The organism is Verrucomicrobiia bacterium, assembly GCA_019634635.1.
Lineage (GTDB): Bacteria > Verrucomicrobiota > Verrucomicrobiia > Limisphaerales > UBA9464 > UBA9464.
Genome location: JAHCBB010000010.1, coordinates 13,829 through 32,060, shown reverse-complemented (window position 1 = coordinate 32,060; position 18,232 = coordinate 13,829). Strand labels below are relative to the sequence as shown.

The following is an 18,232-nucleotide window of genomic DNA, read 5'->3' as shown; positions in this document are numbered from 1 at the left end:
GTGGGAGGCTTTGTAGTCCGGCCGCCATACCCTGTTCCACCACCGTGACTACGTCGTGACCGGCTTGGGAAAGAACCGCCCGACCACGTTCGCCAAGATTCTCGTCGAGTTTCAACTTCACGCGTGCCCTTCCAAGGCGATCTCCACGTAGCGCTCCCGAGTCATCTCCGAGCCGTAGGCAAGGCATGCACGGATGTCCTCGCGCTCAAGGCCAGGGTAGTCCTTGAGGATCTCTTCGACGGGACTGCCGGACGCCAGCAAGTCAAGAATCAGCGAAACCCAAATGCGGTGCCCCCGGATGCAGGGCTTGCCGCCGCAGCGGCCCGGGTCAATCCAGATCCGCCTCAGAAGCTCGTCGCGCGCCGATGGTTTCATGACGGCACCGTATCGGCATTTCGATCAGACGGAAAGCCCGCTGAACCCGGGGCCCTGGACATCCACGGCTAACTCATGAAGGGAAGTTTATCATTGCAAACACCGGATCTCCAGACCTACCGTTTACTACTGCAATCCTGAAAATCCATCTCCTGTGAAAACCTCCCGCAACCTCAACCCATGGCGGATTTTGCTTCGGATCCTCGCCGCCACAGGTCTCGTCCTGACGCCTTCCCTTACCTCGAACGCCGGATCCGGAATCTTGGATTCCGGGTTTTCCCCCGGCGACGAGCATCGGGGACCCCACGCATTCCTCGTGGTTGTCGGGAACTACCTCCATCTGCCGGATGCGAACTCCGTGCGCCGTTTGTCCACAGATGGCCGTGCCGATCCGGACTGGCGGCTGCATGCGCCACTGGCGGGCCCGGTTTCCGACCTCGTTCCCACCCCCTGGGGCGGCTTCCTGGCCAGTGACTTCGCGGCGACCTGGCTGGAGCAACCCGACGGGACGTTCGCACGCCAGCGAACCCCTCTGACCCGGCAGTTTCCCCAACCCGACGGCTCCTTTTTGCTCAACCCATCCGCACTGAGGGTTGCCCGACAGAATGCGGAAGGACGGGAAATCCCCGGATACGGCCTGAATGGCCAGGTAGACCCGGTCCATTTTGTCAGTTCGGAGGGATCGGTCCTCATCGGCATGGGCTCTGGGCCCGTCGTCAGCGACCGCCAGGGGCGTCTGATCGTGGGAGGCAATTTCCTGTCGGCAGGCGGATTGGAGCGGCCGGGCCTGGTCCGTCTGCTCGCCGATGGGCGGCCGGATCCCGCTTGGAATCCGGGAGGCGCCTTGGGCATCGGCCCGACCAACGCTGCAGATCCGGACGTTCTGTCCGGAATCACGCCCAGGCCGGAACCGCCCTTCATGAATGCCAGACCCACGGGACTGACCATTGGTCCCGACGATTCCGTGGTGGTCCGGGTCGAATATGTGGCCCCGCGGGGAGCCCCGGATCGCCGCATCGCCGTGGTTGACGAGATGGGTGCGATCGTGGGCGTGTTTCCTGACGGGAACCCCGCCGGATCGTCGTTGATTTGTGTTCAACCGGACGGACGCCTGCTGATCAGCGATCCAGCCATGGAGACTTGGGCGGGAAGTCCTGTCGGAACCCTCATCCGCGTCGAGACCAACGGCTCCCTCGACACCTCCTTTCAAGTGACGCTCGACCCTCCGGGTTCCTCGGTTTCGGCCATGACGCTGGACGATCAGGGGCGGCTTTGGATCAGCGGATCCTTCTCAGCGGTCAACGGGGTGCCACGACCAGGACTGGCGCGGTTGCTTGCGTACAGCCCGGCGGAATCCGAACCCGTGCTGGCGGTCAAGGCGACCCGCCATCGGATTGCTGAGGGTGAGGTCCTGCACCTCGCGGCGGAGGTTTCTGGAAGTCCCTCCGCCAACGTGCAGTGGCTGCGCGACGGGCTGCCAATTCCCGGCGCCATCCACCCGGGGCTGCGACTGCCCGTTGATGCGGGCGTGGTGCCCGCGACGTTCCAGCTGATGGCCTGGAATGACCTCGGGACGAATGTGCTCGATCTGGGCCGGACGGACGCAGGGATCCGCAGTCCGATCCCCGGGAGGGTTGCACCGCAGTTTGGTGAACGGCTGATGACCGTGTTTCCAGTCACCCGGCTGGTACCGCAACCGGACGGACGGATCCTGTTCGGTGCCGGTTCCGGTGAAGCCGGCCCGGTGCCCTTGGTGGGCCGGTTGACCGCCGAGGGGTTCCTGGACCCCGGGTTTGGCATGGCGGGCCTCGTGGAAGGCGTCGGCCGCGTCGAGGATCTCCGGCTGAGGGCGGACGGCACGGTCCTCGTGACCGGCAGTTTTACGTCGCTGGGTGGCGCTCCGGCATCCGGGATGGCGGAGCTGACTCCCGACGGGAGGCGTTCCGAACGAGCCTTCCCCGACCTGGATGTGCCGTCGGTCACCACCCTGCTGGAACTGCCGGACGGACACTGGATGATCGCGGGCAGGTTCAGCCGCGTATCCGGGATTCCAAGATTTCGCATGGCCCGCCTGACATCGGATTTCGCCCTCGATCCGGAATTTGACGCCTCGCCAACCTTTGAGCCCTGGCAGGTGGTGGATGTCTTCGCTTTGGATCCCGATGGGCGGCTCTTCGCCGGAGGCGCCGGCATTTCCTTTGAAGGGATGCTCACCAACCCCGCCCCCTACGGACTGGTCCGCCTGCTGCCGGACGGTCGCACGGATCCGCAGTTCGCACGAATTTCACTACCGGTCCGGGGGATCTTCCCAGAGACAGACGGAACGGTTGTGACGGGCATGCCGCTCCATCGCTGGAATGCCTCCGGCCAGGAAGTCCGGTCGTTCGCCGGCAATCCGATCATCCCGGATGTCGGTCTTGAACCTGACCGGCGCCTCGTCCGGCTTCCTGCAGGCGGCTTCCTGACGCCCATTCGCGGAAGCGGAGTGGCAACGCAGACCCTCCGGCGATGGCTGCCGGACGGCCGCGTGGACGACAACTTTGATGCCCCGACGGCCGCGTTTGAGGGCTTCACCCGGATAACGGCGTGCGGCGTCCTTCCGGATGGTTCCATCCTTCTCGCCGGATCCGACGGTCGCCCAGGCCCACTGATCCGTCGCCTCCCTGCAGATTCCGACTCGCTTCTGGTCAACCCGCATCTGGCAGAAAATCAACTCCGTGCCGAACTTTTCACCCAGCCTGGACGGCAATACCAGCCGAGGATACGGAGTTCCCTGACGCAGTCCGAGACCAACGCAGGAACCGGCATCGCCGGGGACGGCTATTTGAGCCAGATCGGCACGGTGGTCCCTGGGGATGGTACGGAGGGTTGGCTGCGGGTATTGCACATACCCGCGAGAGATTAGCGGATAACGCCAGCGAGCCGGATCCAACCACCGGAGGTCGTCGCCCGTCCCCGACACGGGCGCTGAAGCCATGGATTCGGCCAGGCGGTCAGCCAGTTGATCACGGATTAAGTTCAGCTGACAGGTACTTCGGCATTCCCGGGATGCGCACCGCCCGGGAAACCAGCTCAACGCCCGGCCACCGCGGTCAGACCGTTGAAGAACGTGGTGACATGGGCGGCAGCGTTGGTTCGGCCGGCTGCGTCCACAAGAGCCGCCGCGACCAAAAGCTCCAAATCGGCACGACGAGCGGCAAACCGGGCGGCGGCGGCATCAAACGTGGCGTGGGGAAGCGATTGCCGGAGGGTCTGCAGTTCGAAGCGCACATTGCGATCCCTCTCGGGCAGGTCCGGGAGGTAATCCCAAGGCGCGGAGGAGCGAACCTGCGCCGTCACCCACGAGCAGAGGTCGAAGTCGCCCGCCAGCGGAACCAGCACCCCATCGCCCCGCCGGATGACATCGGTGTTCCAGAGGTCCCGGCCGTCCTCGGTCAGCACGAAGTCCCAGTTCCCAAGGAGCACATGAAGGAATCGGAGGTCGGCAATCAGCTGGGCGCCGAACCGGGCGTTGGTCAATGCGCCGACCTCCTCGTCGCTGAGCGCCCGGCCACCATCGCGCTCGGCAACGACCTCTGGATCCTCCAGCACCATGGCCATCCGGGTGACGGTCCAGCCCCGCAACTCCGGATCGTCGCCCGGACTGGTGTCCCGGAATTCAATCCGCGCCCGGCGGACCTTTGGTGAGACGAACCCCAGAAGCTCCATCGCTTCGTAGGCCAGAGCCTCGCGGAAGGTGGCGCGCTCGTCGCGCAGACGTCCGATGGAGCCCTGACCTCCTTCGGCACAGTGCGTGCCGATCTTGACTTCCCGGGCGCTCGCGAAGGGCGTCCCCTCCCGATCCTTGCGGCTCACCTTCAATTTGATCTTGGGAAACGGGCACTCCTGAAGGCTGGAGTTGCCGCGTACGCGCAAGCTGACGGGAATCGTCCGACCCGCCACCGTCACGCTGCCATCAAAGTACGGCTTCTCGCGACGGGGCGGGAAGATTCCGTCGGGCATCCCGGCGAACGCGAGCTCGAAGTGCTGCTGCAACGGCCCCGCGATGATCCATTCGGCAACCGACCGGGAGCCGAAGGCCGCCGGGTCGGTCAAATCGCCTCCGCGATAGAATCGGAGTCCGTCAGGATCTCCGGTCAGGAAAGGGCTCGTGGCAGCGGTCATCGGCACCCACGGTCCGCCGAGTTCCGCTGCAGACTCCACGAAGCCATCAAATCGGACGTGGATCCGTCCGTCCGTCGCAGCGCGCTCGATGGAGATGCTTCCGGGCGCGTTCATCCACGACGTCGCGGTGTCGAATACGGCTCCCTCGTCCGCCGCCACGACCGAGGTCCAGGTCCAGGCGGCCATCAACGTCACAAGAAAGAGCTTCGTCATGGAGGAGTGGCCGAAGGACGGTCCGCAAAGGTGTGTCGAGATCCCGCCGGCCCCGCCTTTGTCGTGCCAGCTTAGCGACCACCGGTAAGTCGGGAAAGGGGCGATTGGAGCCCCGAAGGACTCCGAATCAGCTCATCCGCCGGAGCTTCGTTTCCTCGTCGCCCATTCCGAACGAATTCCGGTAACTTCCTCACGCGATCTCCTCAGGAAGCGGGTGACACGAATACCGATGCATTGCTGCCCTCCTGCCCGCGGTGCGGACTCCCCATCCCGCCCGAGGCACCCCGGGGCCTGTGCCCGAGTTGTGTTCTGCGCGGTGCTGCGGCGTCCACGGATGGCGCGGAGAGCCCGAACCCGATGAACGTTCCGCAACTGGAATCGGTGCGCGCGGCCTTCCCACAGTTGGAGATTGCGGGCCTGATCGCTGAGCCGGAGTTCGATGGCGTACGGTTGCCCCGGGGGCCACCCGCCAGCGGACCGCGAGCGTGTGTCGTTCGAAACTCGACAGCGTCTCCGCCGAATCCCCCCCTCTGATGGACATTGGTGCGATAAGGCAGGGTGCCCGCAGTGCGTCGGCTTCCCACCCGCTTATCCGGCAGACAACACGTCCACGAGGTAGCGCAGTTCCTCGTCCACGTCGGCGGCTGCGGGAACGGTCTGGGCAACCTCGGAGCGCACGATTTCCCGAAAGCGGCGGCGCATCCGGTGGACGGCCACCTTCACCGCGCCCTCGGTCCAGCCGAGTTGGCGGGCGGCTTCGGACTGCGACAATGCCGGGGCATCCCCGACCAGCCAGGCCTTGAGCACCGCAAACGAAGGGCCGCGTCCGGACCCAGCCTGCTCCGCCTCCAGCACGCCCAGCGAGCGCGCCATCACGGCGAGCGCCCATTGGCGGTCGAAAGCGCAGTCCGCGGCAGGGCTCTCCGGCGAGGCCACCTCGAATCCAGGATGGGAATCCGTGGCGGCCTCCAGGCGTTCCGGTTCCACGCCGCCGCCGCGTTTGGCGGCGCGCTCGTGGTCGCGGAGATCGCCGAGGAAATGCTTCAGCGCGCCGAGCAGGAAGGAGCGGAAGCGTCCGCGCTCCGGTGAGGCGCCGGGGAAGCCGCGTCCCGACAGCACCCGTGCGAAGAAGTCTTGGGCCAGTTCCCGCGCCGCATCCTCCCCCCGCCCCTCGCGCCGCAGGAACCGAAACACCGGATCCCAATACGCCGCGCACAGCTCTCCGAGTGCGGTCCGCGCCTCCTCCGAATCACCCTGGGTGCGCAGCACCAGCGTCCAGCGGGTGGGCGCGAAGGCGCCGCTGACCGGTGCGGCCGGGCTTGAGGAATCGCTCATGGCGGTGCGCCTTGCGATTCCGGGCCCAGTTCAACGCTGATTCCCCATAGGGGCTGCATAGGTTGGCCTGGAGGAGCCCCGAGCACCTGGGGCCCTCCTGCGCCGACGTCGGGAGCGGCATTGGTGAACAGGTTGGCCGCGGTCAGCCCTTCGGGCAGGAATAGCCACTCGGTACGAGACTGGCCCGGACCGAGGCGAACCGGGTCCAGCTTCGTTCCCCGCAGCCGGAGATGCCCGGGAAAATTCACTTCGTGAAACCCTCCGGAGCCTCCCGGGCCCCCGGACAACAGACGCGGCTGGTCCGGTTGCCGCTGCCAAAGCGTCCAGAATGCGGACAAGATCCCGGAGTCGATTCCCGGCCGCGCACTGAAGCCCGCGCCGATGAGGTCCACCGGAAGCCCGTTGCTCCAGTAGCGGATCTCGACCCGGGTGGCCTGGTTATGTGGCAGGGTCAGGTCAAGACCCGTCTCCGCCTCCCGTACCGCGCCGGTGGGGATGTCCAGGCGGGCTGGGTTTCGTCTCGCCTGTAGCTGCGGAATGAGCACCCCCACGACCAGCAGCAGCAGTGGCAGCAGAACCAGCAGCACGACGGCGAGGAAGATGCGGCGCGGCCAGGGATTCCAGGCCACGGTCAGGGCGTCGGACGCGGGACCCTCCGGGCGACGGACCAGCTGCAACCCCAGGAAGATGGCCGCCAGCAGCGGCAGCCACATCACCACCCGGGCGCTCCGGACCGCGCCGTTCTGAAGGAGCGCCGGCACCGCGAGTCCGGTGCCGATGGACAGGATCGGCACCAGCGCCAGCGTGAGCACCAGCCAGAACAGGCGGCGGGGCCAGGGATTGCGCGGCGCCGCCGGCGAGGACGGCGGCGGCTCGCGCCGCTTCCCATGCACCCAGGCGGCCACCGCCAGCGGCGCCAGCGCCGGCACCATGGCGGGCAGCCACAGCCAGCGGGTCATCCGTAGCAGGGCCAGTTGCCATTCCAGTGGCATGGGGTTCGGGAACATTGAGAAGGCCATGCCGCCCGCTGCCTGGACTCCGGCCGCCATACCACCCACTGCGTGCCATCCTACGGCCATGCCGCCGCAGGCCAGGAGCACTGCCAACGCCAGTCCGCCAAAGCTCACCAACCCGAGCGCCATGCCACCGACGGCCACGCCGCCGCAGGCCATGCCACCAAAGGCCAGAACGCCAAATGCGCCACCGCCAATGGCGATGATTCCCCGGGCGCTCCCGCCCACGGCCAGTCCGCCGCGGGCGCGGGGTCCCATGGCGATGATGCCCCGGGCCTCGCGGGGACGGCCGGTGCGGGGATCCACTCCGGAGACGTAATGGATGAGCGGCAGACCAAACAGGGTGCGCGAGGACCGGTATTCAAAGTCCTGGAGCGGCGTGAGCGGCGGCGCGGCGGCCGGAGCGCTGGCGTTCTTCACGCCGGGACCGGCTTCGCCCAACCCCTCCACCTGGGTCTTCACCTCGCCGGCGCTCTGCTGGCGCAGTTCGCGCTCCTTGGCCAGGGCGCGCATCACGATCTCGTCAATGCGGGCGTCCAGATCAGCCTTCGCCGACGGCGGGGCAAAGCGGCCGAGCGGCAGCTCTCCGGTGAGCAGTTCGTAGAAGACCACGCCGAGGGAGTAGATGTCGGCCCGGTGATCCACGGCGGACGGCGATTCGATCTGCTCCGGCGCCATGTAGTGCGGGGTACCCAGGCGGGCGCCGCTGGCGGTGAGGGTGGGATCCAGATGCCGGTCGCCCGCCAGCTTGGCAATGCCGAAGTCGGCAATCTTCACGCGGCCGCGGGCATCGAGCAGGATGTTCTCCGGCTTGATGTCGCGGTGCAGCACGCCCTGGTCGTGGGCATACTGCAGCGCCTCACAGACCTTGGGCACGATGGCCAGGGCCTCGGACGGCGAGAAGCGCCCGGAGCGCATGGCCTGCCGCAGGTTGACGCCGTCCACATACTCCATGAGGAGATAGGCAAATCCGGGCGCCTGGCCGAATTCGTAAACGGAGACGATGTTGGGATGGTTCAGCCGCGCGAGCAGGCGTCCCTCGCGGGCGAAGCGCTCGGCGAAGGCCGGATCGCTGTCCGCAGCGACCGGCAACAGCTTGAGGGCCACCAATCGGTCCAGATGCGGCTGCCGCGCCGCATACACAAACCCCATGCCGCCCTGACCGATCAGCCCTTGGATCTCGAGTTGCGGAAACGCGGCGCGGACCGCGTCCAGACCGGGCGCCTGCCGGAGGGAGGCACCGGCCGCCGGTTCGGTGCTGGTGGCCGCGCCCAGCAGAACGCAGCGCGGGCAGAGCCCCTGGGGGGCCTCGGATGAAATCGCCCCGCCGCAACGGGGACACACGGGGGATGAAGGGTCCGTCTTCATGACACCGGATACCTGAGGAGGTGGAGTCCCGAGGTTACCGACAAATAACGCGAACTCTGGAAGCTCAATGCTTCTCCACCAGCACGTCCAGATCCAGGAAGACCTCCTGCCCGAGTCGGGCCTCCAGTACCTGCCGGGCGGCGGTCCCGATGGACCGGATCTTCTGGGCGTCCACGCGTCATCGTCGGCACATGTGGTCTCGTCCAACGCGTCTCCGATGCCGGTGCGATGCGCTCGTGCCATGGTGCGTCACGCGACAGAGGCGCGTCGAAACGAACGACCCGTGTGCGCCGTCGCTGGCCTCACGTCGCGACAAACGTCGCGGCGAGCACCCGGGCAAGTTCCGAATCGTCGAGGCTCGTGCCGCACCAGGCCGCGTATCCGTCGGGACGGACGAGGACGAAACGGGGCGGAGGCCCAAAGGTCGAACCGAATGTCCCGGCTTCGTCGTGGCAGCATGTGATGCCGGGATCGAACGACTCGACTCGGTCAATGGCATCGGCCTTGGCCGCGACGAGGAGGATGCGAAGTCTGCCCGCCGCCGCCGATCGCGCCGCCAGGAAACGCAGCGCCTTGGTCGCTCTTCCGTCCTCCCGCGCCGACGCTTGGGGCAGGAAGGCGAGCATGGCGTGGTCAGTGCTTCGCAACAGGTCGAAGAGTCGCAGCGGATACCCGACGCCCGCCCGGCGGAGTCCGAGGCAATCGGGCACCCGATCGCCGGGTCGCAGTCCGGTCGCGCCCGACCAGGTCGCCACCCACGGGCTTGATCGGTAGTGGACGAGAATCTGCGTATCGGCGAGGCGTGCCTGCTTGACAGCCGCGGCCTCCGGCTCGGGCGCCGGTGCGGCGAAGCGCATGCTCGCCCGCGTCGTCCGTTCAATGACCTCCTGCCCCACCGGTCGCCGTTCGGCCTCGTAACTCTCCAGCAGCGTCGGTGGCGCTGCACCCTCCGCGACGAGCGCCAACTTCCACGCCAGGTTGCAAGCATCCTGGATGCCCGTGTTCATCCCCTGACCTCCCGTCGGCGGATGAATGTGCGCCGCATCGCCGGCCAGGAAAGTGTTCCCCGACCGATAGCGGGCGGCGAGGCGCATCCCGATCCGGAAAATCGAGGACCAGCGAATGTCGTGCAGGATCGCCTTGCCGGGAAGGAGCCGATCGGCGACGGCCTGGAGCGCCGGAAGTCCCGGCGCCGGTCGCTCCGATTGGATTCCGTGGACCTCCGAGGCGGCGATCACGGCGACCTCCGCCGGTGCGAACATCGAGACGCGATAGCGCCCGCGCTCCGGCAGCGGCACGGCGATGAAAATGTCGGGAGGCCCGCCGGATACCGGATGCACCGACTGCACCGCCATCCCACGCGGTTCATCCCAGGCGATTCGCACGTCGCCGAGCATGAACTCGTAGGGAAGCGCCGATCCCTCGAAGGGAATCCCCAGCGCCTTCCGCACCGCGCTGTGCGCGCCGTCGCATCCGACGACGAATCGAAAATCGGCGGACTTCCGCTCGCCGGCGGCATCGACGAGCGATACCTGAACCCCCTGCTCCCCTTCGGTCAGTCCGACGCACTCCACGCCCCGCTCAATCGCTCCTCCCAGCGCCTCGAGCCGCCGGGTCAGGATGCGTTCGGTCTCGTACTGCGGTACCGCCAAGGACGAGTAGGGCAGATCATCGAGGTGGACCGGATGATCCCGCACGATCCCGTCAACGATGCTGCGGAGGCCGGTCAACCACAATCCGGCGTCGAGGAGATCCGGCACGATTCCGAGCCCCTCCCAGAGTTCGAGCGATCGCGGCGTGATCCCGATGGCGCGGCAGTAGGGCGAGGGCTGCGCGAGGCGATCAATGAGGCGTGGTCGCACTCCTCGACGCAGGAGGTCGCAAGCGAGGGTCAAACCGACCGGGCCGGCACCGACGATGAGGACGTTGGATTTGCCACGGTGCATGACGGGCGGTTGTCCTCGTCGCCACTGCTGCCGTCAAGTCGTACGGACCCGGAGTCTGGAGGGACGCGCCTGCCATGCCCGCACCATCCCTCGGTGCGCCTGGCTGCTGTCGGCATGCCTGTGGAGGGTCCGCGAGCTGGAGGTTCGATACCTCCGGACGGCTCTGCGGTCGTTCTGGCCCGGTGGCTTCGAGCGCATTGGCTGCGCGAGATCACCGCCCGGGCCGCTGAAATCAGGGGAACTTTCGCAGGCGGCGGCTCGCATCTGCGGGTCCGGGCGGACAGAATGAAGGCATGGATTTCCGCTTTCGAGGCTTCCAGCTCCGAACCGGTTGGATACTGATCGCCACGATCCTGTCCGCATGGATGGTCAAAGCTGCCACGGAAACGCCCAACCTGATCTGGGTGATGGCGGATGATCTGGGCTACGGGGAGGTCGGATGCTACGGGCAGCGTGTGATTCGCACGCCCCGCCTGGACCGGATGGCGCGCGAGGGCCTGCGGTTCACCCGCTTCTACGCAGGCGCCACGGTCTGTGCCCCTTCCCGGTCCGTGTTGATGACCGGTCTTCACCACGGCCATACCCGGGTGCGGGGCAACGCGGGGCCCAACCACCCTGCAGCGCAGGCCCTGCGGCTGGAGGATCGAACGGTGGCGCAAACACTTCGGGAGGCAGGCTATGCCACCGGCCTCGTTGGCAAATGGGGGCTTGGAGACATCGGCCCGGCGGCAGGCGGCCTGCCCCGGCAGCAGGGTTTTGACGAGTTCTTCGGTTACCTCAACCAGCGCCATGCACACAACCCGTTCCCGGATTTCCTCTGGCGCAACGAAGAACGGGTCCCGCTGCCCAATCGCATCACGCCGGTCGGCACCGAGGGGGCCGGCCATGCCGCGGAGGGCCTCTTGTACGCCGACGACCTCTTCGCCGACGAGGCGCTGAAATTTGTTTCCCGGCACGCGCACCATCCGTTCTTCCTGTTCTGGAGCCCGGTGGCTCCCCACGGAAACAACGAACGTTTCCGGGACCTCGGCAACGGCGCCCAGCCGCCCGACTTCGGACCGTACGGTATCCTGGACTGGCCCGATGCCGACAAGGGACACGCCGCAATGATCACCCGCCTCGACAGCCAGGTCGGGCGGCTCCTCGACCACCTGGAGCTCCTCGGACTTTCGCGGAAGACCCTGGTAATTTTTACAAGCGACAACGGACCTCACAGGGAGAGCGGCCATGACCTCTCCCGGTTTCGACCCGCGGGACCCCTTCGAGGCATCAAACGGAGCCTGACCGACGGGGGCATTCGCGTGCCGGCGATCGCGTGGTGGCCGGGCCGGGTTCCGGTGGGTGCAACCTCCGACCATGTCGCCTATTTCGGTGACTGGATGGCCACGGCGGCCGAACTGGCCGGAGTTCCCATGCCTGCGGGCCTCGACTCGTTGAGCCTGGTCCCGGTGCTGGAGGGGCGTCCGGAGACGGTGCCATCCCACGAGTTCCTCTACTGGGAGTTCCATGAGGGCGGCTTCCAGCAGGCGGCATTGCTCCAGGGCCGATGGAAGGGACTGCGTCGGGGCGCGCCTGACGCACCCATCGTCCTCCACGACCTGGACGCGGATCCCGGCGAACTCACCGATGTGGCCGCCGCGCACCCGGAGATGGTCGCACGGCTGGATGCTTATCTTCGAACGGCCCGGACGGCGTCCGAGGATTGGGTGCCGCAGTGGTAGGGCCCGCGGGCAATGCCCGGTGAACCCGATCATCTGGCTCTCTTCAAAGGGCGGTTGAAGGGAAGTCCGCAACGGATTCCAACGGCAACTTGCGTCAAACCGCGGTCTCACCAAGGCTCAAATCATGAACCCTGTTTCCGGGAGGAATCGTCTTTGGGGCATCCTCGGACTCCTGCTCGTTCTGGGCGGGGCTGTCCTTTACATCTCCCGCAGTTCCGGGAGCCGGGACGCGCTGCCCACGGTCACCCAGAGCAACGGGCAGCAATGGATCATCGAAGCCATCACTTATCAGACCAATGTCGTGTTGGGTCAGCGCAGTGTGTTCTTGGAGCGGTTCGGCCGATGGATTCCGCAGCCGGTGACGGATTGGCTGAGTCCGGCCCGCGGTCGGACGCACTGGAGCAGCAAACAACCGGAACTCGTCGTGTGGCTCAACGGATTCGACCCGGCCCAGAAGCAGTTCATTGATTGTCAGGAGTGCCGGCTCGAGTTCATCAATGAGCACGGCGACCTGTTCCCGGCCAGCCACAAGTCCTGGTACGGCTTTAACAAGGGTTCCCGGGTCGCGCACGGATTTCCAAGTTATCCACGCGGCAGTCCCGTTCTCACGCTGCGGCTCACTTCGATCCGAAGTCAGGAGTCCCACACAGTCACCGTCTCCAATCCGAACCTGGTTACCGCCGCTCCGGTCTGGAGCCCCACTCCCCTGCCCGCCGTTCACTCGGAGCAGGGTGTGGAGCTCATTCTGAGCGGATTCATCCGAAGCACCAACGGGGGCCCGGAGAAGCCGTGGGAGACTCCGAGTCAGCACTGGGTTCCCCAATTCGAGCTGCGCAAAGGCCGCCAACCGGCCGACGGCTGGTTGGTTCCCGAGTGGTGGGCGGAAGATTCCACAGGTAATCGAGGACAGAACCTCGGGCTGCACGAGCCTGTCCAGCGCTTCCATGTTCAGGTCTTTCCCAGCGTGACCAACGCGCTGCTTCAAGAGGTGGCGGTGACTCTGCCCAATATCAACCTGCGCCAACTCGGGCCCGGCCTGACTTGGTCGCTCAATGCCACCACCGGTCCGGTGACCTTCGACGCGCTCGGCGTCCTGCCGCCTGGGATGTACACATTCACGGAGCGCCAGCTCACCACCAATCCACCGCCCCACGCCCGAATGGCTCCGGTGATGGGCGGCGCGCCGTCGGGTTGGGTTTCCGTGACGGCCTCGTTGACCCCCACTCGGAGACAAACCTGGTACGGACATTACACCCCAGTTCCCACCCTCTACCTGCGCGCCCCCGCCCTTCCCGGAGACGACCGGATCGGGGTGCGAATTCGGGACGAGCAGGGCCGCTTGTGGGCCGCGGAACCCGAAAATCAAGGCCGACGCGATGACATCCAACCGTTCCTCCTCCGTCTTCCTTCCGACATCCAGGTGGTCACCCCGGAAGTCGTTTTCCTCCGCCCCCTCACCGCCGAATTCACCATCGCGATGCCCAAACCGTAGGCCGAACGATCCGGCCTGTGGAAAGGGTTTCACCGCAGACTCACACAGATCAACGCAGCTTGCCGTCTCGATCTGGAAACGTGTGCGGCCGGGGCGTCCGGGAAAATTCCCCGGTGACCGGATGCCGAGAAGGGACTCGTCGCAACGATCACCCAGCTCGAAGGCCAGACACGGGGATCAAAGGGACCGCACGTCCGTCAACAGCGCGCTTCCTGGAGTGCAGACCCATCTCCCATCCGTTCCGGCGACGGCGGGCGCAGGACCGGGTCCACCGCAAAATTCCGGTCTTTCTCCGTAACACCCGCCCGGCGACGTTTCAGGAAAGCGCGTATGGACTCATCGCAGTCACCCGTTTGCTGCCCGGGTTGCCGGCGCCCCCTGGAGCCCGGCCGCGCCCTGGGCCTCTGCCCGCGCTGTCTTCTCGCCCGCGTCGCCTTCGACACCGGGGGGGATTCCGACGCCACACCGCCCTCCCCTCCGGCTCTCGACACCGTCGCCGCCGCCTTTCCTCAACTCGAAATCGAGGAACTCATCGGACGCGGCGGGATGGGCGTCGTTTATCGTGCCCGCCAAAAATCCCTGAACCGCCCCATCGCCCTCAAACTCCTCGCCCCGGGTCGCGAGCGGGATCCCGCCTTTGCCGACCGCTTCGCCCGCGAAGCGCGTGCGCTTGCCGCACTCAGTCACCCCAACATCGTCACCGTCCACGATTTCGGCTTCGCCCCGACGGCATCCACTGGTCAACCGGGAGGCTTCTACTTCCTGCTCATGGAGTTCGTGGACGGTGTGAACCTCCGTCAGGCCATGCAGGCTGGACGGTTCACTCCCGAACAAGCCCTCGCCATCGTTCCGCCCGTCTGCACCGCGCTCCAGTTCGCCCACGAACGCGGCATCGTGCATCGCGACATCAAACCCGAGAACCTCCTCCTCGACAAAGAAGGCCGGATCAAGATCGCCGACTTCGGCATCGCCCGCATCCTTTCCGACACCCCCTCCCCAAACGACTCCGGCCAACCAGCATCCGAATCCAGAAGCGGCCCAAGTCTGACCGCCCATTCCGCGGCCGGAACCCCACAGTACATGGCCCCGGAGCAGCGCGATCCAGCCGCCGGTTCCGATCACCGGGCCGACATCTATTCACTCGGCGTCGTCCTCTACGAACTTCTGACCGGTGAACTTCCCGGCGCCCGGCTCCAACCCCCGTCCCACAAGGTCCAGGTGGATGTCCGGCTCGACGAAATCGTCCTGCGTGCGCTCGCCGTACAACCCGAACTCCGTTACGCCACCGCCGCGGAATTCCGCACCCAACTCGATTCCATCACCGTCCGTCCCTCCCCGCCCCAGCCACTCGACACCCAGCCCCCGCCGGCTCCCCGCCTGCTCAAAACCGGGGGCGCCCTGATCCACACCCCGGAAGAACTTGCGACCTTCTACGGCCAGTTCTGGGCCATGCACAATCGCGGCCAACTCGTGCTGGACGAACGGCGTCTCACGTACGTCGTCAAAGGCGTCCAGTACGTCATCCCCCTCGATACGATCCGCGACGTCAGTATCGGACAGTATCCGCGGAACATGAACCCGTTCGGATTGGAGATGCTGAGCGTGACCCATGAAGTGGACGGCCAACTCCACCAACGCTTCATCGCCCCCAACGAAGGTTTGCTTTCATGGCCGTCAAGCCGCAGTGCACGGCTCGCCGAATGGCAGGTCACTCTCCGGGACGCCGTCACCCGGGTCTCCGGACGCGAACCCGATTTCACCCCGCGTTCCCAACTCAAAGTTCCACCCGGGCATCCCGGGGCCGCCAGTGCCCTGATTATCGCGTTCCTGATCCCCATCCTGGTTTCAATCGTCCTCGCGAACGCAAGCGGCAGGAGCTCCCCACTGCCCTTCATCGCGGGATACGCCTCCAGCATGATCGCCTTTCTCGTGGCTGTCGGCGGCGGATACCGCGTTCGCCAAACCCTGCCCTGTGGCGACGCTCAAGTCCCTTCAACCCGTCCTTGGAGCCGGATCGTCGGTATGCTCCTGCTGCTGGCAGGACTCGCGCTGCCCGTTGTGATCTCGAGCTGGACCGCATCCCGGCACGATCTTCCGACCGCCCAATTGATTCGGGAAATTCAGGTCACCCGGGCGGAGGAATCCCGTCTCCAGCAAGACATCGCCCTCCAACCTCCGCCCCCAACCGCTTCAGATTCGGACGCCAGCCCCGGCATATTCGAAGCCTTGAGCATCCATCTCGCCCGATCGCTGGCCTCCGCATCCGAACACCGCGCCAACCTCGAGCGTGCCCTTGGTCAGCCCACATCCCGGCCACCCCGCTGGCAGGGTTTCCTTCCTTCCCTACCCCTGATTCTCGCCGGGGCACTGCTCCTCCGCCCGCCCGGGGGAGCGCAGTCCTCCGCTCCGCCTCGACGCTGGATGCAATGGACCGGTGCAGCCTGCCTGATCCTCGGAACGCCGCTGCTGGCCTTCGGTGTCTGGATCGCCGTTCAGATTGCCAATGACCGCAGTTGGAACCCCGTTCCCGCCGAAGCCGTCCTGACCTTTACCACCTGGATCGGCAGCGTCCTTTTACTCATCTCCGGCACCACCCTGCTCGCCCTGGCCCGCCCGCACACCTGCTCGCACTCCTGGCGCAGGATCTTCGCCCTGACCTTGCCGGCCCTCCTCGCCTCCACCGCCCTCGCCGGTTTGCTGGGTTTTTCCCGAGTCCGATCCGGATTCTCGACGGCCCCATCAACTGGCGTCAGCCAGCTCGCCGTCGAACCGCTGCGCCAGGAGGACAATCGCATCATCGTCCGCGTCGTCGCCACGGTGCCGGACCACCCGGTCCAACTCCGCGTCGCACTTGATGGCCCCACCCTCTCCGACGCGGCCTTAGAACAGATTGCCCTCCATCGCGATCCGCCCTTTGCCGAGGCCCGTTCCGGTCAGCCCTCGGGAAATCGCCCCACCCGCTTCCTCCCGCAGGGAGACCACAACTGGGAGGTCGCCCTCATCTTTCCCGACGCCGCCGCCGCGGTCGAAACCTATCGGAACCTTCAACGCCAGGAATGGGGCGGGGCCGGGCTCGGCATCTGGCCGATCTTTGAAACCATTGCATCCAACGGCGGGACCTACCGCGCCGCGATCGAAGTGGTTCCCGCACAGATCTTGGGTTCTCCCGACTGGGTCTCGATCACGGGCTCCAGCAGCTTCAACGAATCATCGCTCCGGCTGCAATGGTCCCTCACCGTGGGCGCTCCCGGATTCGCACAGTTCGCATTGGGTTCCCGGCTTTCCTCCATCCCGACACATGCACCGCTCTCGCAGGGGGAGACCGTCGAGGTAACGATTGACCGGCTGGCCAACGACCAGGTCCGCATCCGGACCGTGCTGCCTGGTGCATCCACCACCCAGGAAGTTCCCGGGGATTTCGGGACCATTGCGCAGGCGATTCTGGGTTCCACCTGCTGGGGCGCCCAGGGTTCACGCGCCGACCTCTTCCAGTTGTGCAGCATCCAGGGCGAACCCCTTCAGATGCGGATCCATTCCATCACGCCAGTCCGGCCCCCCGCACCCCTGTGGCGCTGGATCCTGATGGTGCTGCCGTTTCTTGTGCTGTTCCTGCTGGCCGGACTCGTCCTCGCCTTCCTCGCCGGTGGACGCACCCGCAAAATGGCCGTCGTCCTCGGCATCCCGCTGCTCTTGCTGCTCGTTTCCGCGGTGCTGATCGCCGGATGGATGACCATCGGGCAATACAAGAGACCGCTGCCCATCCCGCCTGTGACCATCGAACGTCCAACCTGGTGAACCCCGAGCATTCCCAGCATTTCGTCACCACCCGATGGACCCGGGTCATGGCCGCCCACGGCGATTCCGAATCAGCCCGGACTGCGCTGGCCGAACTCTGCTCCGCGTACTATGGCCCCGTCGTCGCCTACCTCGCCCACACCGGATGCCACCCCGACGAGCCCCGCGAAGTCGCCCATGAATTCTTCGCCTCTCTGTTGACCCGACACGGAGTATCCGGCGCAAATCCGGATCGCGGGCGTTTCCGCTCCTACCTCCTGGGCGCGCTCAAGCACTTCATCGCCAACCGCCGCCTGCATGCCTCGCGCGAAAAGCGCGGCGGCCAGGCCGATCACCTGCCCATCGGTGCCGGCACCGACACCCGTTCCGAACTCCCGTTGCCCGACGCCACTCCGCGATTGGAGGCGATGTTCGACCATCACTGGGCCATGGCGGTTGTGGAGCGGGCCCTCGGACTTCAGGAATCCGAAGCCGTTGCCGCCGGCGCCGCCGATCAATTCCACGTGCTCAAGGCATGGCTCTCCTTCGAGTCCGATCCCGGTTCCCACGCTGCCGCAGCATCGCAACTCCGCATGACCGAGGGCGCCGTGCGCGTCGCCATCCATCGTCTCCGCCGGCGCTTTCGTGAACACGTCCGCGCCGAGATTGCGCAGACCCTGCCGGCCGGAAGTGACGTGCGTGCCGAACTCCGGCACTTGATCGAGGCGCTTGCGACTCCGCCCCAGCCATGATGATCACATCGGTGCCCCGGTATTTCCCGCTGGATGCACCCGGGCCTGGGACGTCGCGCCACCGGAGGGATCGCCAGGG

The 18,232-nt window shown here is 66.3% G+C and carries 10 protein-coding genes; 5 read left to right on the top strand and 5 right to left on the bottom strand.

The features are described from left to right. Positions 1-117: 117 nt before the first annotated feature. On the bottom strand, positions 118-375 hold the full coding sequence (locus tag KF791_08910) for a DUF433 domain-containing protein (GenBank protein MBX3732701.1): 258 nt from the start codon (positions 373-375) through the stop codon (positions 118-120). Positions 376-529: 154 nt separating this feature from the next. Between KF791_08910 and KF791_08905 the strand changes: the two genes are divergently transcribed. Continuing rightward, the gene (locus tag KF791_08905) at positions 530-3,280 is read left to right on the top strand and encodes a hypothetical protein (protein ID MBX3732700.1); all 2,751 of its coding nucleotides are present in this window, start codon (positions 530-532) and stop codon (positions 3,278-3,280) included. Between the two features lie 167 nt (positions 3,281-3,447). On the opposite strand, the gene KF791_08900 is transcribed toward KF791_08905, so the two are convergent. The 4 genes from KF791_08900 to KF791_08885 all read right to left on the bottom strand — a co-directional run bounded on the left by KF791_08900 (position 3,448) and on the right by KF791_08885 (position 10,414). Beyond that, positions 3,448-4,752: a hypothetical protein gene (locus KF791_08900; protein MBX3732699.1), complete on the bottom strand. Its 1,305-nt coding sequence runs from the start codon at positions 4,750-4,752 to the stop codon at positions 3,448-3,450. A gap of 588 nt (positions 4,753-5,340) precedes the next feature. After that, positions 5,341-6,087 carry a sigma-70 family RNA polymerase sigma factor gene (locus KF791_08895; protein MBX3732698.1) on the bottom strand — a complete coding sequence of 249 codons (747 nt, stop codon included), beginning with the start codon at positions 6,085-6,087 and terminating at the stop codon, positions 5,341-5,343. Next, positions 6,084-8,444: a serine/threonine protein kinase gene (locus tag KF791_08890; GenBank protein MBX3732697.1), complete on the bottom strand. Its 2,361-nt coding sequence runs from the start codon at positions 8,442-8,444 to the stop codon at positions 6,084-6,086. Before KF791_08890 ends, KF791_08895 begins: the two co-directional genes overlap by 4 nt. Before the next feature lie 326 nt (positions 8,445-8,770). Beyond that, positions 8,771-10,414 carry an FAD-dependent monooxygenase gene (locus KF791_08885; GenBank protein MBX3732696.1) on the bottom strand — a complete coding sequence of 548 codons (1,644 nt, stop codon included), beginning with the start codon at positions 10,412-10,414 and terminating at the stop codon, positions 8,771-8,773. Positions 10,415-10,707: 293 nt separating this feature from the next. On the opposite strand from KF791_08885, the gene KF791_08880 reads away from it, so the two are divergent. The 4 genes from KF791_08880 to KF791_08865 all read left to right on the top strand — a co-directional run bounded on the left by KF791_08880 (position 10,708) and on the right by KF791_08865 (position 18,153). Further along, positions 10,708-12,135, top strand: a complete 1,428-nt coding sequence (locus KF791_08880; GenBank protein ID MBX3732695.1) for an arylsulfatase — start codon at positions 10,708-10,710, stop codon at positions 12,133-12,135. Between the two features lie 124 nt (positions 12,136-12,259). Beyond that, positions 12,260-13,627 (top strand): hypothetical protein, encoded by a 1,368-nt coding sequence (locus KF791_08875; protein ID MBX3732694.1) that lies wholly within the window; start codon positions 12,260-12,262, stop codon positions 13,625-13,627. Between the two features lie 330 nt (positions 13,628-13,957). After that, on the top strand, positions 13,958-17,422 hold the full coding sequence (locus KF791_08870; protein ID MBX3732693.1) for a serine/threonine protein kinase: 3,465 nt from the start codon (positions 13,958-13,960) through the stop codon (positions 17,420-17,422). After that, on the top strand, positions 17,419-18,153 hold the full coding sequence (locus tag KF791_08865; GenBank protein ID MBX3732692.1) for a sigma-70 family RNA polymerase sigma factor: 735 nt from the start codon (positions 17,419-17,421) through the stop codon (positions 18,151-18,153). Before KF791_08870 ends, KF791_08865 begins: the two co-directional genes overlap by 4 nt. The last annotated feature ends 79 nt before the right edge of the window (positions 18,154-18,232 follow it).

Bases quoted from the DNA above. Each gene is read 5' to 3' on its own strand.
- KF791_08870 (MBX3732693.1), top strand. From the start codon at position 13,958: ATGGACTCATCGCAGTCACCCGTTTGCTGCCCGGGTTGCCGGCGCCCC.
- KF791_08910 (MBX3732701.1), bottom strand. From the start codon at position 375: ATGAAACCATCGGCGCGCGACGAGCTTCTGAGGCGGATCTGGATTGAC.
- KF791_08900 (MBX3732699.1), bottom strand. From the start codon at position 4,752: ATGACGAAGCTCTTTCTTGTGACGTTGATGGCCGCCTGGACCTGGACC.
- KF791_08875 (MBX3732694.1), top strand. From the start codon at position 12,260: ATGAACCCTGTTTCCGGGAGGAATCGTCTTTGGGGCATCCTCGGACTC.
- KF791_08895 (MBX3732698.1), bottom strand. From the start codon at position 6,087: ATGAGCGATTCCTCAAGCCCGGCCGCACCGGTCAGCGGCGCCTTCGCG.
- KF791_08885 (MBX3732696.1), bottom strand. From the start codon at position 10,414: ATGCACCGTGGCAAATCCAACGTCCTCATCGTCGGTGCCGGCCCGGTC.
- KF791_08880 (MBX3732695.1), top strand. From the start codon at position 10,708: ATGGATTTCCGCTTTCGAGGCTTCCAGCTCCGAACCGGTTGGATACTG.